The organism is Bacillus sp. 005/A4HT-01/001 (assembly GCF_004634445.1).
In the GTDB taxonomy this organism is placed as follows: domain Bacteria; phylum Bacillota; class Bacilli; order Bacillales; family Bacillaceae; genus Bacillus; species Bacillus altitudinis.
This window is the reverse complement of record NZ_SEIZ01000001.1, coordinates 237,608-260,747: the sequence shown is the minus strand read 5'-3', so window position 1 is coordinate 260,747 and position 23,140 is coordinate 237,608. Positions and strand designations below refer to the sequence as shown.

The 23,140-nt window shown below is 42.2% G+C and carries 18 protein-coding genes; all 18 read left to right on the top strand.

The genetic code is table 11. The features are described from left to right. Positions 1-225: 225 nt before the first annotated feature. The 18 genes from ES896_RS01405 (at position 226) to ES896_RS01320 (ending at position 23,130) form a co-directional block, all read left to right on the top strand. Positions 226-1,278 (top strand): FecCD family ABC transporter permease, encoded by a 1,053-nt coding sequence (locus ES896_RS01405; protein WP_008347113.1) that lies wholly within the window; start codon positions 226-228, stop codon positions 1,276-1,278. Further along, entirely contained in the window at positions 1,279-2,301 is a 1,023-nt protein-coding gene (locus ES896_RS01400) for a FecCD family ABC transporter permease (RefSeq protein WP_135226271.1), read from the top strand. Positions 2,302-2,322: 21 nt separating this feature from the next. Further along, positions 2,323-3,138, top strand: a complete 816-nt coding sequence (locus ES896_RS01395; protein ID WP_017368048.1) for an ABC transporter ATP-binding protein — start codon at positions 2,323-2,325, stop codon at positions 3,136-3,138. Between the two features lie 179 nt (positions 3,139-3,317). After that, the gene (locus tag ES896_RS01390) at positions 3,318-4,040 is read left to right on the top strand and encodes a response regulator transcription factor (RefSeq protein ID WP_017359250.1); all 723 of its coding nucleotides are present in this window, start codon (positions 3,318-3,320) and stop codon (positions 4,038-4,040) included. Positions 4,041-4,043: 3 nt separating this feature from the next. Continuing rightward, positions 4,044-5,798 (top strand): HAMP domain-containing sensor histidine kinase, encoded by a 1,755-nt coding sequence (locus tag ES896_RS01385; RefSeq protein ID WP_017359251.1) that lies wholly within the window; start codon positions 4,044-4,046, stop codon positions 5,796-5,798. A gap of 136 nt (positions 5,799-5,934) precedes the next feature. Beyond that, positions 5,935-7,371, top strand: a complete 1,437-nt coding sequence (gene uxaC, locus ES896_RS01380; protein WP_135226270.1) for a glucuronate isomerase — start codon at positions 5,935-5,937, stop codon at positions 7,369-7,371. 67 nt (positions 7,372-7,438) lie between these two features. Beyond that, entirely contained in the window at positions 7,439-8,449 is a 1,011-nt protein-coding gene (locus ES896_RS01375; RefSeq protein WP_017359253.1) for a LacI family DNA-binding transcriptional regulator, read from the top strand. A gap of 58 nt (positions 8,450-8,507) precedes the next feature. Next, positions 8,508-9,959, top strand: a complete 1,452-nt coding sequence (locus tag ES896_RS01370) for a tagaturonate reductase (protein ID WP_135226269.1) — start codon at positions 8,508-8,510, stop codon at positions 9,957-9,959. Continuing rightward, positions 9,956-11,449, top strand: a complete 1,494-nt coding sequence (locus ES896_RS01365) for a UxaA family hydrolase (protein ID WP_025207964.1) — start codon at positions 9,956-9,958, stop codon at positions 11,447-11,449. The genes ES896_RS01370 and ES896_RS01365 overlap by 4 nt, the downstream gene beginning before the upstream one ends. A gap of 20 nt (positions 11,450-11,469) precedes the next feature. Continuing rightward, on the top strand, positions 11,470-12,861 hold the full coding sequence (locus ES896_RS01360) for a glycoside hydrolase family 28 protein (protein ID WP_135226268.1): 1,392 nt from the start codon (positions 11,470-11,472) through the stop codon (positions 12,859-12,861). Positions 12,862-13,031: 170 nt separating this feature from the next. After that, positions 13,032-13,982 carry an ABC transporter substrate-binding protein gene (locus tag ES896_RS01355; protein ID WP_008347105.1) on the top strand — a complete coding sequence of 317 codons (951 nt, stop codon included), beginning with the start codon at positions 13,032-13,034 and terminating at the stop codon, positions 13,980-13,982. Continuing rightward, on the top strand, positions 13,948-15,006 hold the full coding sequence (locus ES896_RS01350; RefSeq protein WP_019743893.1) for a FecCD family ABC transporter permease: 1,059 nt from the start codon (positions 13,948-13,950) through the stop codon (positions 15,004-15,006). The genes ES896_RS01355 and ES896_RS01350 overlap by 35 nt, the downstream gene beginning before the upstream one ends. Beyond that, complete coding sequence (locus ES896_RS01345) at positions 15,003-16,289, top strand: heme ABC transporter ATP-binding protein (RefSeq protein WP_135226267.1); 1,287 nt, start codon at positions 15,003-15,005, stop codon at positions 16,287-16,289. Before ES896_RS01350 ends, ES896_RS01345 begins: the two co-directional genes overlap by 4 nt. Before the next feature lie 179 nt (positions 16,290-16,468). Beyond that, positions 16,469-17,371 carry a 4-hydroxy-tetrahydrodipicolinate synthase gene (gene dapA / locus ES896_RS01340; RefSeq protein ID WP_135226266.1) on the top strand — a complete coding sequence of 301 codons (903 nt, stop codon included), beginning with the start codon at positions 16,469-16,471 and terminating at the stop codon, positions 17,369-17,371. A 4-nt stretch (positions 17,372-17,375) separates the two neighbouring features. Further along, on the top strand, positions 17,376-18,548 hold the full coding sequence (locus ES896_RS01335; protein WP_135226265.1) for an iron-containing alcohol dehydrogenase: 1,173 nt from the start codon (positions 17,376-17,378) through the stop codon (positions 18,546-18,548). A 71-nt stretch (positions 18,549-18,619) separates the two neighbouring features. After that, a complete protein-coding gene (locus ES896_RS01330; protein ID WP_025207958.1) occupies positions 18,620-20,023 on the top strand; it encodes a sodium:solute symporter family protein in 1,404 nt (467 codons plus the stop codon). Beyond that, positions 20,023-21,198 (top strand): sialidase family protein, encoded by a 1,176-nt coding sequence (locus tag ES896_RS01325; RefSeq protein WP_135226264.1) that lies wholly within the window; start codon positions 20,023-20,025, stop codon positions 21,196-21,198. Before ES896_RS01330 ends, ES896_RS01325 begins: the two co-directional genes overlap by 1 nt. 147 nt (positions 21,199-21,345) lie before the next feature. Beyond that, positions 21,346-23,130 carry a sigma-54-dependent Fis family transcriptional regulator gene (locus ES896_RS01320; protein WP_135226263.1) on the top strand — a complete coding sequence of 595 codons (1,785 nt, stop codon included), beginning with the start codon at positions 21,346-21,348 and terminating at the stop codon, positions 23,128-23,130. Positions 23,131-23,140: the final 10 nt, after the last annotated feature.

Below are 23,140 nucleotides of genomic sequence, written 5' to 3'. Positions count from 1 at the left end.
GATTCTCATTCGCGATTATATCTTAACATGATAGAAGAAAAAATGCATCGGCTATTTTATGACCAAAATGAAAATGGTGAAATTCTCCCGGTTTTTTGATGAAAATAAAGAAATTTATTAGAACAAGGATTTCAAAACGTGAAGAAAGTGATATACTAGACTCCGAGATTGATAATCATTATCACTAATAACGAATAGATATGAACGGAAAGGAAGAGACTGGTTTTGGGCTCACAATCGAATAAACAGCTGTCAGCTAAAGATGATGCGATAGATATTGTGACAAAGCCTTTTGGTACAGCAGCTGTTGTCATCATAGGAATCATTGCTTTAGCATTCGGTCTTTTTTTATCAGTATCGCTAGGAGCGGCAAACATTCATTTACACACGGTATGGGAAGCCGTCTTTCATTTTGATTCACAACAAACCTCACATCAAATCATTAGGGAACTAAGGCTGCCGCGTACAGTTGGTGCCGCACTTGTCGGTGCCTTTTTAGCAGTATCGGGTGCCATCATGCAAGGCATGACAAGAAATGCGCTTGCGTCTCCTGAAATCATGGGTGTGACAAATGGCTCTGCATTTGCGATTGCCATTGCGTTTGCTTTTTTCCCAGGCCAATCTTCTTTTACATTAATTCTTTGGTCATTTTTGGGTGCAGCACTTGGCGCCTCTATTGTATTTGGGGTTGGAACCCTTTCAAAAGGGGGACTTACTCCTGTGAAGCTCGCATTAGCCGGTACGGCTGTTGGCGCACTTTTAAGCTCAATTTCCTCAGCGATTGCCATTCGATTTGACGTCGCGCAAGATATGAGTTTTTGGTACGCAGGCGGTGTGGCTGGTGTGAATTGGAGCAATATTAAGATCATCATTCCAGTTGCGGCTGTAGGACTGATCATCGCAATGATTCTTGCCCGCTCCATCACGGTTTTAAGCTTAGGTGATGAATTAGCAAAAGGGCTTGGACAATATACACGAACAGTCAAGGTACTTGGCATATTGGTCGTGATCCTTTTAACAGGTGCAGCCGTGTCAGTTGCAGGTTCTATTGGCTTTATCGGGCTTGTGATTCCTCATGTTACGCGTTTCTTGGTCGGCGTTGACTATCGCTGGATTATACCTTGCTCAGCTATTTTAGGGGCTATTTTGCTCATTTATGCAGACATTGCGGCAAGGCTTGTCAATGCGCCGTTTGAAACGCCAGTTGGTGCCATTACAGCCATTATAGGCGTTCCTTTCTTCTTATATTTAGCGAGACGTGAAAGGAGCGGAATTTAAATGGAAATGGTGCAGCAGGCAAAGAAAAAGAAATACAAACGAACGATGGTCATGATCTTTTTAGCCATCGTGGCTGTGTTCCTGATTAGTTTAAATACCGGAGAGATAAGGATTTCTCCGATGGATACATTCAAAACATTTTTTGGACTCGGAAGTGAAATGGATGAGCTTGTATTATTCGAGTTCAGACTTCCAAGGATGGTCATCGCTTTACTTGTTGGCGCTTCTATCGCTGTATCAGGTGCCATTTGGCAAGGTGTTTCTCAAAATGGTTTAGCTGATCCCGGCATTCTAGGTGTAAATGCGGGTGCAGGTTTTGCGGTTGTTTTGTTTATCTTTGCCTTTCAGGGCTCGATGTCGAACTTAGGTGATTTTACGATATTTGTACTGCCGCTTTTCGCTTTCGCAGGTGCAGCCTTTGCTGCATTTCTCATTTATGTGCTAGCGTGGAAAAAGGGCATTACGCCTGTTCGATTGATTTTAACTGGTATTGGGATCAATGCTGCATTTTCGGCAGCAATTGTAGTCATTCAATTAAAGATGAGCCCAAATGATTTTAACCAAGCCATTGTGTGGCTGTCAGGAAGTATTTGGGGCTCAAGCTGGACATATGTCTTATCAGTCGTGCCATGGATGCTGATTTTTCTTGTATTAGCGATGGTGAGGGCACACTACTTAAATATCATGAATTTGGGTGATCAGATATCTTATGGCTTAGGGATTTCAGTTCATAAAGAAAGAAGTTTTCTCATGCTGATTGCAGTTGCATTAGCCGGTGCAAGTGTCGCAGTTGCAGGGAGTATATCGTTCCTAGGGTTAGCGGCACCACACCTCGCAAGAAAGCTAGTTGGGCCGAAACATCAAGGAATGATACCGGCGTCCGCTATGATTGGTGCACTGCTGTTATTACTTGCAGATACACTTGGGCGTGTCATACTTGCTCCATCAGAGGTGCCCGTTGGACTTGTCGTTTCTGCTTTAGGCGCACCTTACTTCATTTACTTATTGATGAAAACGAACTAATGAGGAAGGAGAGTACAACAGATGAAATCACTTGAAACAGAAAAGCTTTGTATTGGCTATCATGACCGTTTGATTGTAGACGATTTAAATATCAGCATCCCAAAAGGCAAGGTGACCACATTAATTGGGCCGAATGGGTGCGGGAAGTCAACGATTTTAAAAACAATGTCTCGTATTATGAAGTCCCATCAAGGTGCTGTTTATTTAAATGGCCAGGCGATCCATCAAACACCAACAAAAGAAATTTCAAAACAAATGGCTATCTTACCGCAGACGCCTGAAGCCCCAAGTGGTCTGACCGTTTATGAGCTTGTGTCATATGGACGTTTCCCACATCAAAATGGATTTGGCCGCTTATCAAATGAGGACAAACGAATCATCAGATGGGCACTTGAGGAGACGGGAATGATTGCATTTCATGACCGGCCAATTGAAGCACTCTCCGGTGGACAGCGTCAGCGGGTATGGATTGCGATGGCACTCGCTCAGGAAACAGAGCTGCTTTTATTAGACGAACCAACGACGTATTTAGATCTTGCTCATCAGCTGGAGATCCTTCAGCTATTAGAACGCTTAAACAGAGAGCAGGGCAGAACGGTGCTGATGGTGATTCATGACCTCAATCATGCTGCACGCTTTTCACATTACATGATTGCCCTCAATCAAGGGAAAGTCATTAAAGATGGTACGCCTCATGAAGTCATGACAAAAGAGGTGCTCAGTCAGGTGTTCCACATCGATGCAGAAATTGTGCTTGATCCGAGAACGAATAAGCCGATCTGTTTAACATATGACTTAATGAATCATGAAAGAAAGCTTGAAGCTGTGAACGGATAATAGATGGACAAAAACTCGGTATGTATGACCGGGTTTTTTTTTGCATTTTTTGATATTACCTTGTTATGCCATTTTCTCCAGTCGATCTTTTTTCGCTTTTATGTAGAAAAGAGGTACTTTTTTACTTTGGACAATGGTAATATACGGTTAGAGATCATAGCTAGAAAGGAAAGAGATGCGTGGAAACAGCAAAAATATTGATTGCAGATGACGAAGAAGCAATTGTAAAAATGGTTGAACGCGTATTAAAAAAAGAAGGGTTTCAACATATTTATAAAGCCTATCATGCAGATGAAGCATTAGATATTGTCAAAAACGAGGACATCCACCTCTTACTTCTAGATGTGATGATGCCCGGTAAGTCTGGCTTTGATGTTCTGCCTGACATCAGGAAAATGACGAAGGCACCGATTTTCTATTTAACAGCAAGAACGTCTGATGTAGACAAATTGACTGGATTTGCACAAGGTGCAGACGATTACATCACAAAGCCATTTAATCCGTTAGAGCTAGTAGCTAGAATTAAGGCGCACTTAAACCGAACTTATATCTCCTTACAGGAGGAGCAGGAAGAAGCTCACAGTCAATATGAATATGCTCATTTCTCGTACCATCCTCATGCAGCCGAATTGAAAGTAAGGGGAAAGGTGACGGCTTGCTCAGCGCAGCTTTTGTCCTTGCTGAAGTATTTTTGTGACCATCCGAATGTAGTACTTTCAAAAGATCAAATCTATGAGAAAGTATGGGGTGTTCCGTCATATGGTGACAACAACACCGTCATGGTTCATATCCGAAAGCTGAGAGAAAAAATAGAGTTAGATCCAAGTCAGCCTGAATATATTGTGACGATCCGTGGTATGGGCTATAAGTTCATTCCCCAACCTGTGAAGGTTCTTCAATAGTTTATGAATTTACGAACAAAACTTTTCTTTCACTTTGTCGGACAAATGTTTATTGTCATCGTCATTCTAACGATCGGGCAAACATTCTCTGAAAATCTTTATTTTCAAAAGCGCTATGAGAATATGACTGAAACTGGTTTAACGAAGGCAGATGGAGATACACTCATGAGCTGGCTTTATTTTAACGAGGATGGAAAAATGGAAGCCGATGATCAGCTCAAACAAGCAGTGGAAAAACGTGATGGCTGGCTACAAGTGATTGATTCCAAAAAACGCAACGTCTATAGCTATCAACTCCCTAAAAACATTCCAACATCCTATCAAAAGGATGAAATGATCAAGATCTTTGAAAAAAGACAATTTAAAGATTACAAGATGTACTTCTGGCCAATTGAGATTGATCAAGAAAGCTTTATCGTCTTATATGGATTTAAAACGAACAGCACAAAGGTAGCCAATTATCTCAAGCAGCATGAAAAAAATCTGGCTGCATTGTCTCAATATTCAGTTGAAACAAAAGAATTTTTGAAAAGAATGAATGGATCGGTGCATCTGTTTAATGAAGAAGGAAAATACTTAAAAGGTATCCGAGCCAAAAATAATTTGAAAAATAACGTAACGGATGTTGAACTGCTCAAGTATCAATCGAAGCCTTGGGAGTTTAGAAGCGACCTGTCGTATATCAAAGTGAATAAGGATTTGTATATGATTGTTTCGGTGCCAAACAAAGTATACAGCCCAGACGAGCTTTATGATAAAGAGACAGAGGCTTTAAACCAATATACAACGCTTTTGATTGCAGGTCTTGCGCTTACGATTATTATCGTTATGACATTATGGTACTCGTATCGCTATGGGCTACCGATCTATCACATTATCCGCTGGCTGATTTTCTTATCAAGAAATAAATTGCAGGAGCCAACAAATAGAAAAGGTATTCCAGTAAGTAAAAATAAAAAGGGCCGTATTAAGCGGGAGTATCGGCTGTTTGAGGATATTCTCAAAACAATGGATCAGCTCACCAATACGTTAAAAGAGAATGAAGCAAACCGAAGAAAAATTCAAACCACGAGGGAAGAATGGATCGCAGGGCTGTCTCATGATCTAAAAACGCCTCTTAGCACGATTTACGGCTATGGATTAATGCTAGAATCAGATCAATACCAATGGTCCAAGGAAGAAGTCATGGAAATGGGACAAGTCATTCGTGAGAAATCAGAATACATGTCGACGTTGATTGAGGATTTAAACCTCACGTATCGATTGAAAAATGGTGCATTGCCTATTAATCGAAAACCTGTTGAGCTTGGTGAATTTTTAGCCTCCATTATGGACGAGTTTTCAAGAAGCACGCTTTCAGAAGATTATTTGTCATCCTTTGAAGATCAAACAGAGGGTGTCATGTTTGAGATCGATAAAGCCTGGTTTAGACGAGTCATTGAGAACCTGCTGGCAAACGCAGTGAAGCATAACCAGAAAGGTACTCTTATTCAAGCTGTTCTATCTGAAACAAATGATGAAGTTCGGATCGAAATGAAAGATAACGGACGCGGAATGGCGCAAGAAACGGTGGATCATTTATTTAATCGTTACTATAGAGGGACAAATACGAATGATCCAACAAATGGAACAGGACTAGGACTGGCGATTGCAAAAGAGCTTGTCTTACTGCACGATGGCGATATTCAAGTAGAAAGTGAATTAGGTCAAGGAACAACTATTGCGATTATCCTAAAGAAAACACCATCTGTAAAATAGCCAAAAAACGATTTTCTTTTCTAAAGGAGATCGTTTTTTCTTGTTTTAGGATTGAAATCGATTTTGTAAACGATTACAATAAAATTGTTAACGTGAACAAATTGATTTTCATCATTATAAGAGATGGGGGAGTTTGATGAAAGCTTTTTTAGATGAGCAGTTTTTATTAAACAGTCAAACGGCGGAAAAGCTATACCATGAGTTTGCAAAGAACCTTCCGATTATTGATTACCATTGTCATTTAAGTCCAAAAGAAATCTATGAAAATAAAACGTTCCGAAATATAACCGAAGCATGGCTTTACGGGGATCATTACAAATGGCGCGCCATGAGAGCAAATGGGATACCTGAAACACATATCACAGGAGATGCCTCAGATGATGAGAAATTTTTAGCATGGGCGAAAACTGTTCCGATGACGATTGGAAATCCTCTCTATCACTGGACCCATCTAGAGCTAAGACGATATTTTGATGTTGAAGAACTTTTGAATGAAGAAAGCGCAGACATCATCTGGAAAAAAGTAAATGAAAAGTTGCAAGGAGATGGATTTGGTGCGAGAGATTTCATTGTGAAATCAAATGTTGAAACGGTTGTGACGACAGACGATCCGGTTGATTCGTTGATTTATCACCAACAACTGCGGGAAGAAGGCTTTTCTGTGCAAGTACTGCCAGGGTTTCGGCCAGATAAGGCATTAGATATCACAAATGACTTGTTTATCGAGTATGTTCATCAGCTGGCGGAGGTTTCATCTATCAAGATCGAATCCTATCAAGACTTCATAAAAGCACTTCATATGCGAATCGATTTCTTTCATGAACAGGGCTGTTTGATTTCAGATCATGCCATCAATGAAATGACTTACGAAGACACGACGGAAGAAGAAGCTACGATCATTTTTCATAAAAGAATGTCTGGACATCCATTGACGGAAAAGGAGAAGGTTCAATTTAAAACGCACACATTCATTGAACTAGGTCAGGCATATGCTCAGCGGGGATGGGCGATGCAGCTTCATATCAATGCGCTCAGAAACAACAATTCAAAAATGTTTGAGCGGCTTGGACCAGATACCGGATATGATGCAATGAATGATGAAGACATTGCAAAACCTCTTTGCCGCGTATTAGATCGGTTAGAACAAGCATATGCATTGCCAAAAACCATCCTCTATTCCTTGAATCCAAGGGACAATGTGGTGATTTCAACGATCGCTGGAAGTTTTCAAGATGGAAAGACTCCTGGGAAAATGCAGCATGGAACAGCCTGGTGGTTTAATGATACAAAGCAGGGAATGACAGAGCAGATGATGGCACTTTCCAGTATCGGACTGATCAGCCGATTTATTGGGATGCTGACAGATTCACGAAGCTTCCTGTCTTACACAAGACATGAATATTTCCGTAGACTGTTATGTGACATCATTGGAAATTGGGTGGAAAAAGGTGAAGCGCCTAATGATCTCAATTTGCTAGGGGGAATGGTAAAAGGAATCAGCTATGAAAATGCAAAGCAGTATTTTCAATTTGAACGGGCAAATGAGCTACCGCATAAAAGCAAGATGATATGAACAAAAAGCAAGATTATGAAAGCGTTTTTATGATAAGATGATAAAAAATCATAAAAGGCGGAATAGCATGACAGTCACAATCAAAGATATAGCAAAATTGGCAAACGTTTCTCATACCACAGTATCAAGGGCTTTAAATAATAGCCCTTTTATTAAAGAGAAAACAAAACAAAACATCTTGTCGATTGCAAAACAGCTGAATTACTCACCGAATGTCCATGCCAGAGGCCTTGTCTCGCAAAAATCATTTACAATTGGTCTGTTTTTTACGAGTTTAACAGAAGGCACATCCTCAAGTTTCTTTGTTGATGCATTAAAAGGCGTCAACAGTGTGATAACAGAAAACTATCATTTGGTTGTAAGAGGAATTGACGATTTTCACGATTACACAACCATTCATAAACAGCGGTATGATGGTATTTTGCTCATGAGCCAAAGCGAGCATGATGAAGCGTTTATCCATCATGTGAAAAAGCAGGGCATTCCCATTATTGTACTGAATCGCCGTGTAGAAAGTAATCAAGTGATGAATATATTAGCGGATGATGGTGAAGGGGCATACCAAGCTGCACACTATTTCATTCAGCAGGGGCATAAACAAATTGCCATTATTGAAGGGAAAGAAGGGTTTAAATCCACACAGGAAAGAAAAGCTGGTTTTCTGCAAGCACTCATTGACCATCATGTACCCATGAAGAAGGAATACATGATCACAGGCGACTATCATATGAAGAGCGGCTATGAATCAATGGAAGCCTTACTCACTCTTGATGATCCGCCAACTGCCCTTTTTTGCTCCAACGATGACATGGCGATTGGTGCGATGAATGCATTGTTTGCAAAAGGTAAAAGGTGTCCTGATGATCTTTCTATTATTGGTTTTGATGATATTTCATTTTCATCTTATACAACGCCTGCCCTCACAACAGTCAAAAAGCCAATTGAAAAAATGTGTGCGCTTGGAGCAGAAGCCATCCTTTCAGTCATCAACGGTGAAAAGCAAGAAGACGATCATCTGGAAAAAGTGTATGTCCACACAGAGCTGATGATTAGAGATTCAGTAAAAAAGGTGCAGTAATCAGCATCTTTTAAATGAAAATGTTCACGTGTGCAAAAAATGCAGGGAGGAAAAGCGTTTGAGACGATTATCCAAAGATGTGTACCCAGTGGCTGAATATCCTGAAACCATTCTACAAATTGGCGAAGGAAACTTTATGCGGGGATTTATGAATTGGCAGATCCAGAAGCTAAACGACTGTACAGATTTTAAAGGAAGAGCAGTGGTCGTTCCTCCTCGAAAAGGATCAGTGACCGCTCTAAATGAACAAGATGGTTTGTACACTTTATGTATTCAAGGGTTTCATGACCAAAAAGAAATGAACGAACGGATCGTCATTCAATCCATCAGCAGGGGAATCAGCACATATACAGATTATGAAGCCTTTTTACATGTAGCGGAAAGTCCTGATGTGCGCTTTGTCTTTTCTAATACAACAGAGGCAGGACTTGTGTTAAGAAAAGAGGACCGATTAGAAGATCGGCCGCAAGCAAGTTTTCCAGGAAAGCTGACAGCCTTCTTGTATCACCGCTTCAAAGCTTTTTCTGGAGATGAGAAAAAGGGCTTGATCATTTTACCTTGTGAATTGATTGAACAAAACGGTGATCGATTAAGAGAATATGTGATCACAATGGCAGCTGAGTGGAATCTTCCGCCTGATTTTGTGGCTTGGGTCAAGGAAGCCAACACGTTCTGTAATACGTTAGTTGATCGGATTGTCCCAGGATTTTCTCAGAAAGCAGCGGAGACTGTTCAAAAAGAAGAGGGGTATATTGATGAATTGCTTGTCACGGCAGAATATTATCACCTGTTTGTCATTGAAGCACCTCCGTTTGTTCAAAAAGAGCTTCCTTTTCAAGAAGCAGGGTTAAACGTACTTTTTGTGGAAGATATCGCTCCCTATCGTATGAGCAAGGTTCGCATTTTAAACGGTGCGCATACAGCGATGGTGCCGATTGCATATTCATGTGGCTTGGATACTGTCAAAAAAGCGGTGGATGATGAGCATGTTGGTGTGTTCATTCGCCGCATGCTTGAGGAGGAAGTGCTGCCAGGTTTGCCACTTCCTGAAGAAGAGCTGCTGCTTTATACACAATCCGTTTGGGATCGATTCTGCAACCCTTTTGTCAAACATCAATTACTCGATATTGCCTTAAATGGTGTATCTAAATTTCGGGCACGTATTCTCCCGTCTCTTCTAGATTATATAGAGCTAAAAAAACAGTTGCCTACGAAACTTATGTTCTCACTGAGCAGTTTGATTTATTTTTATCAAATCCAAGCAGAGCAAATAAAGGATGATGAGTCTGTGATGACATTCATGAAGGAAGCATGGGAGGAAGTGGAACATTCCTATGAATTAATGGTCGATCAACTTCTTTCAAACGAAGTTTTATGGGGGATGGATTTGACGAAGATCGCAGGGCTGAAGGATGCAGTAGCCGAGCAGCTCACCTTCATACATGAAAATGGCATGAGAGCTGCTGTTCACCAAATACTTCAATATGAAAGTCAGGGGGAGAAGGCATGAGGGACTTTGTTGTGATTCATCCTTCAGATAATGTTGGTATCGCTTTAAAAGTGCTTGAGCAAGGCGAAGAGCTTCAGCACCAAGGTCATACAATCATTTTAAAAGAAACCGTTCCTAAAGGTCATAAATTTGCATTGGCTGAGATCAAAGAAAAAGAGAATATCATCAAATATGGCTACCCCATTGGTCATGCAGCCACTAAGATTTCTGCTGGAGAATGGGTGCATACGCACAATATCAAAACGAATCTATCAGGTAAGCTCGATTACGAATACCGTCCTTCTTTAACAGAAAACCCCTATGAAAAAACGAATCTTACATTTAAAGGGTATAAACGGAAAAATGGCGCAAGTGGTATACGAAATGAGCTTTGGATTGTCCCAACAGTTGGGTGTGTCAATGGCATTGCCGATCAAATCATTCAAATATTTACCGCTGAAATGGGGGGAGACATCCATCCTTTTGAAACGGCTCTCGTATTAAAGCACAATTATGGGTGCTCACAGCTTGGGGATGATCATGAAAACACAAAAACCATTCTTCAAAATGCCGTAAAGCACCCAAATGCTGGAGGGGTTCTCGTTCTAGGTCTTGGCTGTGAAAACAATGACATTGAGGATTTTCAGGCAACATTAGGGGAGTATGACCAGGCGAGGGTGAAATTTTTAAGAAGCCAAGAAGTAGGGGATGAGATTGAGACGGGTGTCGCTTTGCTCAAGGAAATTTATGACGCAGCGAAAGAAGATCAGCGTGAAGACATTCCGTTATCTGAGCTGAAAATTGGCTTGAAATGCGGAGGATCAGATGGATTTTCAGGCATTACCGCAAATCCACTTTTAGGCAGACTGTCCGATTTCATTGTGGCTCAAGGCGGAACCACCGTCTTAACAGAAGTACCGGAAATGTTCGGGGCTGAAACAATCTTAATGGAGAGAGCGGAATCAAAAGCGACATTCGACAATATTGTGCAGATGATCAATGATTTTAAACAATACTTTATGGATCATCGACAGCCAGTATATGAAAATCCTTCCCCGGGAAATAAAGCAGGAGGAATTTCGACATTAGAAGATAAATCTCTCGGCTGTACACAAAAAGCGGGTACTTCCGTTATAAAGGATGTTTTAACATACGGTGAGCTGCTAAAACGAAAAGGATTGAATTTATTAAGTGCGCCTGGGAATGATTTGGTTGCTTCATCTGCTCTCGCAGCGTCTGGCTGTCAGCTCGTCCTCTTTACAACAGGCAGAGGCACACCGTTTGGCACATTTGTTCCAACGATGAAGGTATCGACCAATACTGCGTTATATGAAACAAAAAAACATTGGATTGACTTTAATGCGGGGGAATTGCTTGAGGATGTATCAGAAGATGTGGTGCTAGAGAAGTTCATTGCCACGGTGATTGATGTGGCGAGTGGAAAGCTGTTAAATCATGAAAAAAACAATTTTAGAGAGTTGGCTATTTTTAAAACAGGTGTGACACTTTAAGGCGTCTGGGGGATAAGGAAATGTCTAAAAAACGGAATTTGATGTATGTGACAGCAGGAACAGTACTAACAGGAATTGGACTCGCACGTTTAGCAAAGCAAGGGAAAAAAGACAAAGAAACAAATGGCATAGATCAGGTGTTAAAGCAGATAAAAGCACCAAAGTTCCCAGATCGTGAATTCAATGTCATTCATTATGGTGCAGATAACAAAGGGATAGAGCTTTCGACAAATGCTATTCAGTCTGCCATCGATGATGCACATCGTTTGAAAGGAGGGCGTGTGCTGATTCCTGAAGGGACATTTTTGACAGGCGCTTTAGAATTGAAAAGCAATGTAGAGCTTCATCTTCATGAAAACGCCTATGTGGCCTTTAGCCAAGATACACGTGATTATCTCCCACTTGTTCTAACAAGATATGAAGGCATTGAGCTCTATAATTATTCACCACTTATTTATGCCCATCATGCAGAAAACATCGCGATTACAGGAGCAGGCACGCTGGACGGGAGAGGGGATGAACACCACTGGTGGCCTTGGAAGTATGGAACAAATGGTCAACCCTCTCAAGATCGGGATCGACAGCTTCTTTTTGAAATGGCTGAAAAAAGAATACCAGTGGAAGAAAGGGTGTTTGGCGAAGGACATTATTTAAGATCAAGCTTTATCCAGCCATACAATTGCCAAAACATTCTCATTGAAGGAGTAACAGTAAAGGATTCACCGATGTGGCAAGTCCATCCGGTGTTAAGTGAAAACGTCATCGTCCGTGGGGTGAATATCATCGGTCATGGCCCAAATACAGATGGTGTGAATCCAGAGTCGTGCCGACATGTGCTCATTGAAGATTGTTATTTTGATAATGGCGATGATTGTATTGCCATTAAATCGGGCAGAAATGAGGACGGCCGGAGAATCGGTGTTCCATCTGAAAACATCGTCATTCGTAGAAATACGATGCGTGATGGTCATGGCGGAGTAACGATCGGGAGTGAAATCTCTGGAGGCGTCAAGTATGTATATGCAGAGGATAATGTCATGGACAGTCCGAACCTCGACAGGGCATTGCGCATTAAGACCAACTCTGTCAGGGGCGGTACCATTGAACACATCTATTTTAAAAACAATCTAGTGAAAAGCTTAAAGCATGAGGTGGTCTGTATCGACATGATGTATGAGGAAGGGGATGCCGGTCCGCATAGACCTGTAGTCCGTCATATTGAAGTAGAAGGGTTAAAAAGTAGCGGAGGGCGATATGGCGTGAAGATCGCCGCATACTCACATTCCCCGGTCACACACTTTAAAATGAAAGACTGTGTCATTGACGATGTCACGTACCCTCTTTCATTGGAACATGCAGTATCTCCTTCATTTCAGAAAGTTGTCATTAATGGTGAAGATATCAACCAATAGCGGAAGTGAAAACAGCCACGTCAAAGGCTGTTTTTCTTTTATAAGGGCAAAAAAACGTATTGGCCGTCACATATACAACCTATCTGCTCTGTAGTATAATATTCCCGAAATTAGAAAAGAATTGACGAAAGAGATGACGTCAAGCAGTACATAAAGCAGGGGGTTTATTGATGAAGAAGTTAACTGGTATTTGGCTATCATTGTTACTTGTGATCGGTGTTTTAGCAGGGTGTGCAGGTGCGGAAACGGACCAAAAAACAAACAGTTCAAAGCCTAAAGAGACAGCGGCTGCCGCATTTCCTGTATCCATCAAAGATGCAGCTGGTAAAACAGTTGAAATCAAAGAACAGCCTAAACGAATTGTTTCGTTAATTCCAAGTAATACAGAGGTTGCCTATGCCCTTGGTCTTGGAGATAAAATCGTTGGTCGATCAGACTTTGACAACTATCCAAAGGAAGTAGAAAAGGTGGAGAAGATTGGCGGTCTTGATTTCAATGTAGAGAAGGTTATTTCCTTAAAGCCTGATCTTGTCTTAGCACATGCATCACAAATGAGCTCAAAAGACGGATTTAAACAGCTTGAAGATGCAGGTATTCAAGTGCTGACTGTCAATGATGCGGCTTCCTTCAAAGATGTTTATAAGTCTATCCATATGATTGGTGAAGCAACCGGCGTAAAAGAGGCATCAACGAAGCTTGTAGATGAGATGAAATCAAAACTGAATGACATCAAAAAACAAGCAGAATCCATCTCCAAAGACAAACAAAAAACAGTTTTTGTCGAAGTATCAGGTGCGCCTGAAATTTATACAACAGGTAAACAAACGTTTATGGACGAAATGTTGTCTGTCATTCATGCAAAAAATGCTGCTGGCGACCAAACAGGCTGGGTGCAAATGACGGAAGAATCAATTATTAAACGAAATCCTGATGCCATCGTTACGATTGATGGCGCAAGTTTAGCTGATCTGAAAAAAAGAGACGGCTGGAAGGCGATCAAAGCAGTCAAAGAAAAACAAGTCTTTCAATTGAATACGGATCTGGCATCACGACCGGGACCGCGATTGGTTGAAGGAGTGGAGGCTCTTGCGAAAAGCATCTATCCTGACACGTTCAAATAAAATCATCATCGCATACACAGCAAGTGCTTTACTTCTTGTGGTGAGCATTGGAATGGGAATCTCATTTGGCAGCTTAGGGATTCCCATTCCTTCTATACTTCGGATCTTTGTTCATGAAGTATTTGGAATCGAGGCCGGAACCATTGATGCAATTGACCGCAATATTATGATGAATATCCGGCTGCCGAGAGTGATATTAGCGGCGTTAGTCGGAGCAGCTCTGGCGTTATCTGGTGCAGCCTTTCAAGGTTTATTAAAAAATCCTCTCGCTGACCCTTATACACTTGGGGTATCTCAAGGGGCATCTGTGGGGGCTGTAGCCACACTGTTTTTCAGTTTGCAGTTTCCTTTGCTCGGCAGTTTTACACTGCCTTTTTTGAGTATGACAACAGCGCTTGTCACACTATGTCTCGTCCTCTTTTTTGCCCGTCTGGTTCACCGAGGAATGAGCATTTCTTCTTTAATTTTGACGGGGGTCATCTTTAGCTCTTTTTTAGGAGCCCTCATTTCATTAATGATTGCGTTAACAGGTGATGATTTAAAAGAGATTATTCATTGGCTTCTAGGCAGTGTGTCTATGAGAGGCTGGCGATATATTGCTCTTTTTCTTCCTTTTTTCCTCATTGGTACATTTGCATTGATCTTGATGGGAAGAGATTTAAATGTGATGACGTATGGCGAAGAAAAGGCAAAACTGTTAGGGGTTCATGTAAAAAGGAGCAAATATGTGGTGCTGCTTGCTGGTTCGATTCTGACTGGAAGTGCGGTGGCTGTGTCAGGAACGATCGGATTTGTAGGACTGGTGATTCCGCATTTTATCCGTCTTTTATCCATTACGGATCATCGTCATTTGCTGCCTTTGTCGATGCTGAATGGTGCTTCCTTTCTCGTTTTAGCAGATGTGCTCTCCCGTACGATCATTGAACCGACTGAATTGCCTATTGGCATCATTACAGCGTTAATTGGTGCACCTGTCTTTGGCATCATCCTCATTCGCAGATATAGAGGAGGGACGCATCTATGATTCAAGTGAAGGAAGTTAGAGGAGGATATGGAGAAAAAGAGGTCATTCACGGCGTGAGTTTTGAAGTGGAGCGAGGGGAATTCCTCGGCATCCTTGGTCCAAATGGGAGCGGTAAGACGACACTGCTTAAAATGATCGCAGGTATTTTAGCACCTGAGAGCGGCCAAGTAACACTAGATGGCCATCCAGTTCAATCCTACCGGCCAAAGGCACTTGCGCAAAAATTGGCGGTTCTTCCCCAGAAGACCGATCAAGCCTTTTCATTTACAGTGGAAGAAACGGTCCAGTTTGGGCGTTATCCTTATCAGAAAGGTTGGCTGCAATCTGTTACGAAAGCAGATATCGAGATTGTCAGCAAGGTGATGGACCAAACAGATATTGCTCAATTTAAAGATCAATCCATTCATGAGTTAAGCGGTGGAGAACAGCAGCGGGTTTACTTAGCTCAAGCGCTGGCTCAGTGCCCTGACTATTTATTGCTGGATGAACCAACGAGTTTTCTTGATTTAGCTTATCAAAAAGAGTTACTCGATTTGATTAAACAAGAGACGGTTTCCTCTAACTTAACGGTGATCGGTGTGTTTCATGATGTGAACATTGCCAGTTTGTATTGTGACAGTCTGCTTTTGCTGAATGAAGGAAAGACGGACATGCTGGGAGAACCGCATCATGTGTTGACCACCGAACGGGTGAACCGGGTGTATGAAACAAATGTAACACCTCTCCAACATCCACTGCGGGCAAACCCTCAGCTGGTAATTGAACCTGCGTCCATCTCTGAACATTCAAGGCTGAACTTAGCGGATGGGTGGAAAACATATGGCGCAAACGGAATGACATTTTCTACTCATCAGCCATTGCGCATCCTTTCATCACATGAGAAAAGCGGGGGTTTCTTTTGGACACGGTCCCTTGGAACGGGAACTGAAGCACTCCAAGACATGCTGGATGATGAGGAAGGGTATTTATTTCTTGGTCAATCTGATGGGCCGAAGCAATACGCCGCTGAAGATGATGATGAAGATGTCCTTCTTTATGGAATGCATCAAGAAGGAGAGCTGTCCGTTTGGCTTGTGCTGAAAGGAACGATATCAGATGGTGCGTCTGTCCAGATAATGGGCGAGCTGATGCACTTCATTAAACAAGAGACAAGTATCCAGGTACATCACCTTTGTATCGCTGCTGCCAATGCAGAAGAAAAGGAGCATACTGCTCATTTACATGAAAGAGTCAGACTGAAAGTGAAGCATCTTCTTCATACATTGAATGCCATGAAAAAGTGAACCGGCTGGTTCACTTTTTTTGTTGAAAACATCAACATCTACTTATGTCACCCACTGAATATTTGAAAAAAACGAAAAAGATGTTGCTAAATAAATCATATTGCTTTTATAATAAGAATCATGAAAGCGTTTTAATAATTAGTTGTTTAAAAATGCAACAACCGAAAGGGGAGGATCATTTGAACATTCAGGGAATCATTCCAGCTATTTTGACACCGCTTACAGAAGAAGAGCATTTTCATCCAGAAGTGACAAAGCAACTTATTGATCATTTAATCGACTCAGGTGTGCACGGCATCTTTGCTTTAGGGACAAACGGCGAATTTCATTTGTTTTCAGAGGAAGAAAAGCTTCAAATTGCTGAAACTGTTGTAAAGGCTGCGGGCGGCAGGGTGCCTGTATACATGGGAGCAGGTGAGAATAGCACTGATGCAACCATTAAGCTGTCAAACAAGTTCGCAGATTTAGGCGTAGATGTCTTGTCGGTTATCACCCCTTATTTTGTTGCGCCATCACAAGAGGAGCTGTATGAGCATTTTCGTCATATTTCAGAGAATGTGACCATCCCTATTTTACTTTATAACATTCCATCAAGAACAGGTGTGTCACTTGCGCCAGAGACGGTTGCAAGGCTCAGCGTCCTACCGAATGTGTTAGGTATTAAAGACAGTAGTGGAGATATTGCCAATATCAAAGCGTATCTCGATGTCACAAAGGATGAAGAGTTTGTCGTGCTTGCAGGAACGGATTCCCTCATTTTAGAGACATTGAAGCTAGGCGGAACAGGTGCAGTGGCGGCAACGGCAAATGTGCTTCCCAAAACCGTCGTTGGCATTTATGAATCGTTTCAGCAAGGAAATCTTGACCAAAGTGAGCAATGTCAGCAGCAGCTGCAGCCGTTAAGAGCGACATTCACATTAGGAACGTTACCAGCACCTTTGAAAAAAGCAGCTGAACTTTCAGGGATTCCTGTAGGTCCGCCAAAAAGCCCGGTCAAAGCATTATCCGGCGAATCTTTAGAAGCTGTGGCGAACATGATGGAGAATTATCGGATACAAGCAAAAGCAGCAAAGGAGTCGTGAAGAGATGACGATATCACATTATCACTTTCAAACGGCATCACACATTGTTTCTGGCGCCCACTCTCTAGAGCTCCTTGGGGAGAAACTAGAGCTATTAGGACTTAGCAAGTTGAGATCGATCTTTATTTTAACGCAGCCATCCATCGTATCTCTTGGTTACGCAGATCAAATCAAAACAGAACTTGCAAAAAAAGGGGTTGCGAGTGAGATCAGCACAGAGATTAAGCCTGAACCAACGGAAGAAAATATCGAGGACGTATTCCAGATATTTTTAAAAGGGGAGCATGAAGCCATTATTGGGATTGGTGGCGGGAGTGTGCTGGATGCGGCCAAAATATTAGCTGTTCTAAAGACGAATGATCAGCCAATTTCTGATCTCGTTGGCACGAACCTTGTTAAAAAAAGAGGAGTTCCAACGATTCTCATTCCAACAACCTCAGGTACGGGATCAGAAGTGACACCAAACGCGATTGTTACCTTTCCGGAAAAAGAATTAAAAATTGGCATGGTCAGCCCATACCTTTTGCCTGATCTTGTGATCTTAGATCCCGCACTGACACTCAAATTGCCAAAAGCCATTACCGCAGCTACAGGGATGGATGCGTTTACGCATGCGCTTGAATCGTATATTTCAAATAAAGCCAATCCATTTAGTGATATGTTTGCACTCGAATCGATGAGGCTCATTTCAGCAAGTATTCAGGAGGCCTATCATCACGGGGATAATATGACAGCAAGGGAAGATATGCTGGTTGGTGCCATGTATGGCGGGATGGCGCTCACAAGTGCTGGAACCGCTGCTGTTCATGCAATGGCTTATCCGTTAGGGGGGAAATTCAAAATTTCACACGGTGTCGCTAATTCCATGCTGCTTCCTCATGTCACGGCGTTTAATGCAGACCATATCAAAGATCGTCTTGAAGTTATTGCTAGAGTGATAGGGATCGAAGAGAAAGGCTCAAAGCATACGCTTGCAGAGCAAGTAATTCGTCAAGTTGAAGAGTGGACAGCGGATTTACACATTCCTCAACAACTCAAAGCCTTCGGCGTGTCAAAAGAAGATGTGCCGGCACTTGCTGAAGCTGCTTCAGAGGTGAAGAGATTAATGGATAACAACCCGAAGCCGATGTCTGTCTCTGATATTGAACAGGTCTACATGAAACTGCTCCACGTTTAACACTTCATACGTCACTGGGATGGGACATAAGAAGTTGCTTCATACGGCTTGCACACAAAGGGGGATTTTAAGTGAATGTCTTAAGCAGTTCTGTCATCACATTTATTTTAATCGTCATTATTCTCTATATTCTGTTTACGACCTGGCTGACGATGCGTTTCCGTAGTAAGTCTAACTCAGAATTTAACAATGCCGCTAAGTCACTTCCAGCTATTGTGGTCGGTATTTTGTTAATGAGTGAATTCATTGGGACGAAGTCAACTGTCGGAACAGCTGAATCTGCTTTTACACACGGGCTTTCCGCTTCATGGTCTGTTATCACAGTTGCTATTGCCTTTTTTATTTTTTCCTTTTTCTTAGTGGGAAAGTTTTATCGAACAGGACAATACACGATTTCAGGTATTATTGATCAAAAATTTGGAAAATCAACAAAGCTTGTTGTCTCTGTCATTATGATTGCAGCCCTGCTCTTAGTGAATCTAGGAAACTATTTAAGTGGTTCAGCTGCCATTGCATCCATTCTTGGCCTTCCTTTAATGACCTGTGCCATCATCACGGCGGTTGTGAGTACATTTTATTTTACTTTCGGAGGAATGAAGGGGGTTGCATGGGTCACGATCCTTCATTCAATTGTGAAGTATGCGGGGATTTTAATTACACTAGGGGTAGCCCTTTATTTAACAAAAGGCTTTGAGCCAATGAAACAAACATTACCCGACCATTTCTTTACATGGGATGGGACCATCGGTTGGGGAACGATTGGAGCTTGGTTTATAGGAAACATGGGGGCCATTTTTGCGACGCAGTTTATCATTCAAGCGATCACCTCGTCGAAAAGTGAGCGAGAAGCGAAAAAATCGACCCTGTATGCAGCACTCCTTTGTTTGCCGCTTGCCATTGCGATCGGGATCATCGGTGTCGCAGCCCGTTATTTGTATCCAGACATTGACCCTATTTATGCTTTCCCTGTCTTTTTACAGCATATGAATCCGATTTTGAGCGCTATTGTGGCAACATCGCTTGTCGCATCCATTTTTGTTGGTGTCTCGACGGTTGCACTTGCTACAACCACGTTGATTATTGATGACTTTTATGTACCGAAAAAGAAACCATCACCAGAGCAGCGTATGAAGGTGACTCGGTATGTAGCTGTCATGGTTGGGATTGTGCCGCTTGTGGGGGTCGCACTTGCACCAGAGTTGCTGTCACTTTCCTTTTTTACACGAGCACTTCGAACATCGATTGCTGTTGTAGCAGCAATGGGATTTTACTTGCCATACTTTAATTCAAATAGAGGAGCAACCATTGGTCTTGCCGCTTCAGGCATCGCCACGACGGTGTGGTATTTACTCGATAATCCATTTGGAATCGATAATATGTATGTGGCCATTATCATTCCTTTCCTAGTTCTGGTGATGGATCGATGGATCAGCCCGCCCGCTAAAAAGGATCAATCACTGAAAGGAGAATTATGATGACAAATGAAGACATTATGATCAAAATAGATGGAAAATTGCGACAAAATGAACAAGACGCAGCTAGAAAAGAAGCCTTTTTACCAACAGATTGCGTGCAAAACCATGCGGCTAATCTCATCGAACTGGATAATGGAGATTTGCTGTGTGTATGGTTTGGCGGTACGCAAGAAGGAATTCCTGATATCTCTATCTATATGTCAAGGCTCAAGCAAGGAAGTAATCAATGGACGAAGGCTGTGAAGCTGTCTGATGATTCTACACGATCTGAACAAAATCCAGTTCTTTTTCAAGAGAAAGATGGCAGGCTGTGGCTGCTTTATACAGCACAACTTTCTGGCAATCAAGATACAGCTCTTGTGAGATATCGTTTATCGGAGGATAGAGGAGAGACTTGGGGAGAGATTGGTACTTTATTTGATCAGCCGGGGACGTTTATACGACAGCCTATTGTTGTATTGGATAATGATGATTGGCTCCTTCCGGTGTTCTATTGTAAAACGATTCCTGGCGTAAAATGGACAGGAAACCGTGATGTCAGTGCTGTGAAGATTTCCTCAGATCAAGGGAAGACCTGGGAAGAGGTCACTGTGCCCAACAGTACTGGCTGTGTTCATATGAATATCGGAAAATGTGCGGATGGTTCCCTGCTTGCCCTCTTTAGAAGCCGGTTTGCTGATTCGATTTATATGAGCCGTTCAGTGGATCATGGACGGACATGGTCTGAGCCAAGAGCAACAGAGCTGCCAAACAATAACTCATCCATTCAATTTACGGTGCTCCATAATGGTCATCTTGCCCTCGTTTATAACCATATCAATGCGGATGATCAAACAGAAAGAAGAGCGTCCTTGTATGATGAGATTGAGGATGAAGGCGATACACGAACGGCTGTTGATACAGAGGCGCGTCCAGCCTTTTGGGGAACACCGCGTGCGCCAATGACACTTGCCATCTCGACGGATGACGGTGCGACATGGCCCGTCAGACGTAACCTTGAAATTGGCGATGGATATGCCATGACAAACAACTCAAAGGACAAATTGAATCGAGAGTATTCCTATCCATCCATCACAGAAGGAAAAGATGGTAGTCTGCACATTGCGTTTACTTTTTACCGGCAGGTCATCAAGTATGTGTGTGTGAAAGAAGAATGGACTCATCACACGTCTTAACCGCAAGGGATCAGTGTTTCCGTGAATTGTAACCCTCATTTTCTTCATTTATAATTGATGTTTGGAGGGTTGTCTCAATTTGCTAACATTTGGACTCCCTCAACGCATGTCTCACGATGAAGAGATAAAAAATGGGGGGTCCTTTTCATGAATATAAAAGTATTAGGTATTGCGCCGTATAAAGGATTAGGCGATGTATTAATCGACCTTGCCAAAGACGAAAAAAGCATCACATTCCAGCTTGAAGTCGGAGATCTTAGGTCAGGTGTTGCACTGGCAGAACAGGCCGAGGCTCAAGGAATGGATATTATTATGAGCCGCGGGGGGACAGCTGCGCTTATTCAAAAACACGTCAACATTCCAGTGGTGGATATCCCTGTGTCAGGCTACGACTTGCTTCGTGCCCTCACGCTGATTAAAGATTACCAAGGGAAAAAAGCAGTAGTTGGATTTGAAAATATTACACAAGGTGTACGCACCATCGGAGAGTTATACGGGATCAAAATTGATATTTATACGATACAGCAAGAGGAAGAAGTGTGGGATCTTTTACAGCAGTTACAGGAGCAAGGGACACAGGTTGTACTGGGTGATGTGATTACAGATAAAGCGGCCAAGGAGCTGGGGATGCAAAGCATGCTCATTACCTCAGGACGTGAATCTGTCAAAGAAGCGTTTCATCAAGCAAAACAAATGTACCGTTTATATAAAGAGGCGACAGCTGAGCAGCGCCTCTTTCGTGAAATGATTGACCAGGAGTCAAAAGGGATGCTGATCATTGATCAGCACAATCAGCTTTATTTTATCAATCAACAAATGAAAGAATGGACAGAAAAAGGGTTATTTGCACCGTTTACGTCTCATGTTGATGTGATGGCTTGGTGCCCGGCGCTTGAACCAGCAGTAAAAGCGGTTCGAGAAGGAAAACAAAATGGATATTCTCAAATCTCCTTTCAGCAGCAAGTGTGGCATGTCAAAGGAAGCTTATTATCTAAAGGGGAGCTGCTTTTGACGATTGAGAAGCCTTCTGCTGTGATTAATAGGGAGGGGCAGCGTATATGGACGCTGGCTGCACCTGTTCATTCAGCACATCCATTTGCTCTTTTTACTGAGCAGAGTTCAAATATGAAAGATGTGATTAAAAGGGCAAAGGCGTTCAGCCAAACAGAACGATCGATTTGTCTCTATGGTGAACAAGGAACTGGTAAATCAAGCCTTGCTTTTGCTATTCACCAAATGAGCGAGAGGAAAAATGAGAGCTTTATGACGGTGCATTGCAGCCGTTTGACTGAATTAGATGATGTAAACATAATTCCGGTGCATCAAAAAGGGACGATCTTTCTGAAGGATATTGATCGTGTCCCAATGGCTATGCAGTCCATCATGGCCGAGCAGCTTATTCATCATCAGCAGAACATTCGCTGGATGGCTGCATCTACAGTTGATTTGTTCAAATTGATGCAATCTGGGGCGTTTCATGAAGACCTATATACGTGTTTGCAGGAGCTCGTCATTCATGTCCCGCCGTTATCTGAACGGGCAGAAGATATTGAGGATATGAGCCGGTTATTTATAGCTGAATTAAATTCTCTTTATGGGACGCAGGTTGTTGGGCTGTCAGCAGAAGTGATTGCCGCCTTTCAAAACGAGCGATTTAGAGAAAATGTCCGGCAGTTCAAGCGGATTATGGAAGAACTGGTGCTGACAACAAAAAGTGGATATATCACGTTGAGTAAAGCAAAGCCGGCAATTGAGCAACTTGCTTCTGAGAATGAAGAAAAACAGCTGTCCAGCTATTTACATGGCACGCTTGACGAGATTGAAAGACGAATCATTCGGACGGTGCTGGAAGAAGAAAATATGAATCAATCAAAAGCAGCAAAGCGGCTAAATATTAACCGCACGACGCTGTGGAGAAAGCTAAAGGAATAATATGCAATGA